Source organism: Streptomyces sp. 8K308 (assembly GCF_004348315.1).
Classification (GTDB): domain Bacteria; phylum Actinomycetota; class Actinomycetes; order Streptomycetales; family Streptomycetaceae; genus Streptomyces.
In genome coordinates this window covers 1-5,890 of record NZ_SMKC01000402.1, presented here as the reverse complement: position 1 = coordinate 5,890, position 5,890 = coordinate 1, and the positions used below count along the sequence as shown (strand labels likewise).

Sequence of the window (5,890 nt, the reverse complement as noted above, 5' to 3'; positions counted from 1 at the left end):
ACCGGCGCCGGCCGGCATCTGGCCCGTCTCCGAGGCGCGCCTCTACAGCCCGAGTTCGTCCAGGGCGGCCTGTTGCTCGGGCGTGAGCCGGTCCCGCCTCGACCGCATGTTGCTGCGCCAGACCCCGAGCTTCACGGCTACGGTCTCGGGCTGCTCCTGGCCGTCGCAGGCGACGGCGTCTTCGAGGACCAGGTGCTCGACATGGCCGCGGGGGACCCTCAGATGTCCTTCGCGGGCGAGGTATTGGTGGGCGGCGGCCAGGCCCCGCTCGAACGACCCCGCCCGGCTGCCGGCCGGCTTCCTGGCGGCCGGCACCGTGGCGCCGCCGGCCTCCGGGCCCACCGGCCCCTCGGGGGCCTCCACGGCGGCCTCAGGGGCCGTCTGGAGCGGGCCGATGCCCAGATTCCCCCAACAGCTCCTGCTGCGCCTGTGTGAGGTGTTTCCAGCCTTGTCGCTGTCGCCGCAGCCAGGTCCCGACGTCGACGCCGGCGATGGTGACGCCGGGGAGGATGTCGTCGGGGTCGGCGCCGCCGTCGACGCACTGCTGCACCCCGGCATAATTCCGCTGCCACTTGATCGGCCAGGTCGGGTTCCAGTGCGGGTCGATCGCCGCCAGCTGCTCGCTGCGCCGCTCCGCACGGGCCGCATCCTTCCCGAGCCCTCCCGGCCGCCGAAGGTTCGCCAGCAGCATCCCCACCGGCCGGTCCAGGATCGTCGCCGACCAGCGTCCGGGTTTACATTCTTGCCCGTGCGGGAGGGATCTGGGGCTGGTTGCACCGAGCCTTACGACCCCGCAGCCTTGGCCAGCACGCGCCGCAGTTCGGCAACCTCGCTCTCCGTATCGACCAGGAACTGGTTGTCGAAGACCTTGTGCGTGGCCTCCGTAGCCGGTTCGGTGCGTCGCCGCCGGCCCAACCAGCCTCGGCGTCGCGGACGGGTTCGCGCGTTGGCGATGCTCATGACCACGTCGAGCTTCAGGTATTGATCGATCTCGTTGTAGAGACGAGCGGCGGCGAACGTCATTTCGACCATGTTGGCTCTGCCGGGACCCCGGTCACGCAGCAGTGACTCGCCGGCCTCCCGAGTCACTGCGGTGACGATGCTGAGCACGGTCCTCACGACGGCCCACCGCTCCAACGCATCAGTGCCGGGCTGAGGCGCTGCGGGCAGCATCGGCACGAGCCGCGCGGCCAAGGCACGTTCGGTGTCGCTCGCCGACCACTCGCCTTCCACTTTCATCAGGGGTAACCTCACATAGACCATGTGGGTGACAATACGGCCAGCGTTCGGGACCCCTCCCCGACTGATGATCGGCGTGGGTTTTTCAGTTGGTTCGGGGTTCGATTTCAGTGTTCGGGTGGCACGGGTTGCTGCTGGTGGGTGCCTTGTGCGGAAGGGGCCGCTGAAAGCTACGTGCCAGATGATGCTGAAGCGTGGTACCGAATCCGGTGAAGTTCCGGCGCCGATCGCTATGTCCTGGGGAATCGGCTGACGGCAACAACCGGCCACCCCTGCGGGGGCGGCCGGCCGGTTTACTGGTGTGCTCGCGTTTTCCGATGTCGCCAATACCTGACCGAACGAGCAAGGTGATCACTGGGCGTGGTCGGGAGTGATCGTTCCTCTCCGCTGGCATGGAGCCTTGGACCGATACTCCCTGGTCGATGCGTCGACCATGCCGGTAGTGTCTGGCGCGTGAGATGAGTCTCCAGCGGCGCATTGCCGCGCCGTCTACGAGGTCGGATCAGCCGCCGCATCGGGCGGTTCCTTCGTTGTTCCCGGAGACGCTCACCCATGACGCACCACGCCACACCATCCCCATGTCCTGCGGCCGGTCACCGCGCTGGCTCGGACGTCACCTCGCCCTCCTCGTCGGGCACCAAGTACCCCGCAGCACCCCACGGTGAGACGATCACTGCCGCCCTGGCCCTTCACTGGGACCTCGACAACGCCGAGGTCACTCCTCTTATGGGGGGCATGAACTCCGCGACCTGGCACGTGAAGCGCCACGGTGACGAGTGGGTGGCGAAAGCCGTCCCTGACGGACCGCCCGCAGAGCAGTTCCGCTATGGACTGGACCTGGCCTCGCGTGTCGAGGAGACCGGCATCCCTTGCGGTGCGCCGGTGGCGTCGAGCGAAGGCCGACGGACGGTTGCTACCGACGGTCACGAGCTGGCGCTGTTGCGGTGGGTCCCGGGAAGGGAGTTGAACGGCAACGACGAGGACGACATGGTGCTCATGGGCGTCACCCTCGCGCGCGCCCACCAGGCGCTCGGCACCCATCCAGTCACCGAGGACCAGGCGTGGTCGCGTTTCGACCTGCTGGCCGGAATCGAAGACACTACCGTCCTCCATGCGCGTCCGTGGATCCGGCCCGCGATGGAAACGGTCGTCAGGCGGCTGCGTCAGCTCCGTCCGGAGACGTTGACGTGGGGCCCCGTTCACGGCGCCCCGGCGCCCGAGCACTTCCGGCTCGATCCTGACACCGGCCTGTGCGGCCTCATCGACTGGGGCGCCTCCAGTCCCTGGGCCCGGATGTACGACTTGGCCACGGTCGTGATGGACGCCGGCGGCCCAGACACTGCCCGCCCCCTGATCCAGGCATACCTTGCCCAAGGGGCGCTCTCCCCTGACGAAGTCGGCCAAGCTTTGATTCCGCTCCTTGACTTCCGGTACGCCATCAACACCTTGTACTACGCCGGGCGGATCCTGCGCGATGATCTGACCGGCGTCGCGGACCGCGCGGGCAACGAGGAGCAGCTGGAGCAAGCACGTCGGTGGCTTGTCCGCTGAGCGGAGGGCGCTGTCAACGAGTGTGGTCGCCGGGGGCATACCGGGCCCAGGGAGTGCCGGTCTCGGCGGCCACGTTCGTGGTGGTCACGTCGCAGTAGCCGAGGGCCTTCGCGACGACGGGGGCGGGTGCGTGCGTCAAAAGGTGACGCAGAGCTGCTTGGCGTGCGTGCTGGGGTGCGATGTCGGCGGCACGCAGGCTGGCGCGAAGACTCTGAGCTTGTCGTTTATCCAGGCGGAGGCGTAGCCCGTGAAAATTCCGGTGCTCTTTCGGAGGGGCGGTGCCAGGCTCTGGAGTCATGGTGACGGTGAGAGCTGCACGGCGGGACGATCTGCCGGTGCTGTGGACCATGGCCACACTTCCGAACATCGGAGCGACAGCCGACCCTTCGGTGCCTCTGCCACTTCCCGCTGCGTCCGAGGCACCCGAGCGGTTCGTCGATATCGCTGACCCCGAGCACCACTTCGTGCGAGCAGGCGGATGCTTTCTGGTCGCGGAGGTAGACGGACATGTTGCTGCCATGGGCGGGTTCCGGCCCCGGCCTGGCCGTCCCGACCGGGTCGAGATCCTTCGCGTCCGAGTGCACCCAGCTCTTCGCCGACGAGGTATCGGGCGAGTGCTGATGGGTGCTCTTGAAGCTGAGGGACGCGCCCTGGGCTTCCGAGAAGCCTGGCTGGACACCGCGACGAATCAGCCCGAGGCAATGGCCTTCTATAAGAGTCTGGGCTACCGGGAGACCGGCCGTGCGACCCGACCCGAGTGGCATTGGACCCTGGTCTACTTCCTCAAGGAACTGCGTCCCTGAGTCATGCGCGGTCATCCGGTGCGCCGTGGCTTCGTCCCCTTCTTGTGGTGGGTTGGGCGGCTGTATGCCTCGCCAGTAGCCAGGATGCGCCCGACATCATGGTGAGCGGTTGGGCGGCGGTTCTTCGATCCGGGCGGTCGGCCGGGACCGGGCCGTGAGGGTTTCGGTGCCCGGGCTGGTGAAGGAGCCTTCGCCCACAGGTTTCTGAACCCCCGCCGGACCCGTGCCGGGGTGAGCCTGTTCGACGGGGCTGGCCTCTCCCAGGGCCGTCGCAGGTCGACGGCGAGGGGGCGGGCAAGTCGGAGTTGGGTGTGGGCGGCGATCACCAGCCAGGTCCAGCGGTCCGCCGCTTCAGGGCTGCGGAGCCGTGGCTTCGTCCAGCCGAGTGTCTGCTTGAGCATGCGGAATGTGTGCTCGACGTCGAATCTCCGCAGGAACGACTGCCAGCAGCGATCGACGTCCGCCGCGGTGGCGCCGGTGCCCGACCACCACAGCCAGACCGGCCTGTCACCCCGCCGCTGGGCAGCTTCTCGACGGTGAGCCGGATGACGGTTCCTTCGATGATGGGCAGCGGTCCTTCGTGGTCGAGCCAGGCGGCCCGGCGGGTCAGCCGTGGATGCAACCGGTCCCATGCCCGTGCCGCGGCCTTGCCATAGAGACGGGTGTCGGTCTCGGTCGCGGCCTGCTCCTCGCCCCAGGTGCTCGGGGCGCCGAAGACGAACTCAGCGCCGTGCTTGGGTGGCCGGCCGCCCTTGGGGTCGTAGACCCGCGGCGGCGTCGGCCGCCGCATGACGCGGTCGGAGCGCAGACGGCCGAGGATCTGTACCGGCAGGCCGTCCAGCAGGTGGGCGATGCGCGGGGCGTCGTATCCGGAGTCCAGCACGACCAGGATGTCCGGGTCGCTCTCGTGCCACTGGTCGGCTGCGGTGAGCCGTTCGACGACTTCGCGGATCTGGGCGGTGGTGACGGCGGCGAGGTCGGCGCCGGGTTCCAGCCGGACGGCGTCCAGGATTGCGGTCCAGGAGGTGCGGCCGCTCTCCAGCGCGGCCACGATCGAGTAGGGCCAGCCGGGGATCATCTGGTGTTTGTTCTCGCCCCGGCCGTAGGTGTGGCAGAAGGAGCGGTCCGGCGCCGTCGCGGCGTCCGGCCGCAGCCACGGGGAGACGTCCACGGCCAGGACGAGCCGGCCGTCCGCCGCCCGAGGCAGCGGCAGCCCAGTCACTGCCCGGCGTAACCGTGCGACATCGATCCGCCCGCGGTTGAGCCCGCCGTACAGCGCGCCGTGCCCACGGCGGTGTTCGGGAGCGAGAGCGAGATCGACCAGCGTCCGCACCGGCCCGTCCGTGCACAACAGCGCATCGCACAGCTCGAACAACGCGTCGCCCCGCGCGGTCAGACACGCGTACAACTCCGTTCGGAAGCGTGACACTTCCGCGAACGCATCCCGCAGGATGCCCTGGTCCACCACACTCTGACTACGGCCTTCGTGCTGATCAAGTACCTCTGTGACGGAGCACATGATCAGCCGAAGGCCGCCCGCACGTCCGGCGAACTGGGCAAGTACTGATCAAGTTCGAGGCACCGTTCGACGCCGGACCATAAACGACAAGCTAAAACGAACGGCTCTGTCCCGTAGTCGGTGGTGACGGTCGGTGTTCGTTATTGGAGCAGGATGCGGTGGCGGAGGAGGTCGAATCCTGCTCGGCCGTGCATCTGGCGCATGATCTTCTTGGTGCGGGTGTTGACGCCTTCGGTGCGGCCGTTGTTCCACGGAAGGGTCAGGCCGGCGTTCACCGCGGCGCGGTCGAGTTCGAGACCGTTGCAGAAGCTGTGCAGGTGGGGCAGGTCGCAGGCGCGGGCCGTGATGATCCAGTGGGTGAGTTTGTTGTCGTTGGCCTGGGCCGGGGTCAGGAGTGTGGCGAACTCGCCGGTGAGTCGGGTGAGTGCGGTCATCTCCGGGCAGGCCGCGGTGAGGAGGCCGAGCAGGTCTGCGTCCTTGGTCCGCAGGTGCTCGGGGTGGGTGAGCAGGAGCCGGGTGAGGTGGCGGGGGGTTGTCACGGGGCGGTCGCCTTCGGCACGGCCCTGGTTGAGGTAGCGGACAAGCAGGTTGGCGCTGCCGGTGTAGCCCAGTTCCCTGATCTCGTGCAGGAGGTGGGTGACGGGGACGGCCGGGTTGTCGGACCGGCGTTGGCGCAGGTGGTCGGGGTAGGGGTCGACCAGAGTGGGCCGGTCGCGGGGGGCGATGCGATCGGCGGGCGGTTCGGGGCTGCGGGCGTAGCGCTTGACGGTGTGCAGGG

General features: G+C 68.5%; 6 protein-coding genes and 1 pseudogene. 2 read left to right on the top strand and 5 right to left on the bottom strand.

What is annotated here, in order from left to right:
- Positions 1 to 42 precede the first annotated feature (42 nt).
- The 3 genes from E1265_RS37505 to E1265_RS32515 all read right to left on the bottom strand — a co-directional run bounded on the left by E1265_RS37505 (position 43) and on the right by E1265_RS32515 (position 1,263).
- Complete coding sequence (locus E1265_RS37505; RefSeq protein WP_165953958.1) at positions 43 to 363, bottom strand: helicase associated domain-containing protein; 321 nt, start codon at positions 361 to 363, stop codon at positions 43 to 45.
- Positions 364 to 370: 7 nt separating this feature from the next.
- On the bottom strand, positions 371 to 697 hold the full coding sequence (locus E1265_RS37500) for a hypothetical protein (RefSeq protein ID WP_165953957.1): 327 nt from the start codon (positions 695 to 697) through the stop codon (positions 371 to 373).
- A gap of 86 nt (positions 698 to 783) precedes the next feature.
- Complete coding sequence (locus E1265_RS32515; protein ID WP_132934553.1) at positions 784 to 1,263, bottom strand: hypothetical protein; 480 nt, start codon at positions 1,261 to 1,263, stop codon at positions 784 to 786.
- Between the two features lie 528 nt (positions 1,264 to 1,791).
- Between E1265_RS32515 and E1265_RS32510 the strand changes: the two genes are divergently transcribed.
- Complete coding sequence (locus E1265_RS32510) at positions 1,792 to 2,790, top strand: phosphotransferase (protein WP_132934552.1); 999 nt, start codon at positions 1,792 to 1,794, stop codon at positions 2,788 to 2,790.
- A gap of 296 nt (positions 2,791 to 3,086) precedes the next feature.
- The gene (locus tag E1265_RS40505; protein WP_132934551.1) at positions 3,087 to 3,593 is read left to right on the top strand and encodes a GNAT family N-acetyltransferase; all 507 of its coding nucleotides are present in this window, start codon (positions 3,087 to 3,089) and stop codon (positions 3,591 to 3,593) included.
- 11 nt (positions 3,594 to 3,604) lie between these two features.
- On the opposite strand, the pseudogene E1265_RS32500 reads toward E1265_RS40505, so the two are convergent.
- Both E1265_RS32500 and E1265_RS32495 read right to left on the bottom strand, forming a co-directional pair.
- Positions 3,605 to 5,061, bottom strand: a pseudogene (locus tag E1265_RS32500) (NF041680 family putative transposase).
- Between the two features lie 191 nt (positions 5,062 to 5,252).
- On the bottom strand, positions 5,253 to 5,890 hold a 638-nt coding region (locus E1265_RS32495), incomplete at its 5' end, for a transposase (RefSeq protein WP_132934550.1).

Bases quoted from the DNA above. Each gene is read 5' to 3' on its own strand.
- E1265_RS32515 (WP_132934553.1), bottom strand. From the start codon at position 1,263: ATGGTCTATGTGAGGTTACCCCTGATGAAAGTGGAAGGCGAGTGGTCG.
- E1265_RS32510 (WP_132934552.1), top strand. From the start codon at position 1,792: ATGACGCACCACGCCACACCATCCCCATGTCCTGCGGCCGGTCACCGC.
- E1265_RS40505 (WP_132934551.1), top strand. From the start codon at position 3,087: ATGGTGACGGTGAGAGCTGCACGGCGGGACGATCTGCCGGTGCTGTGG.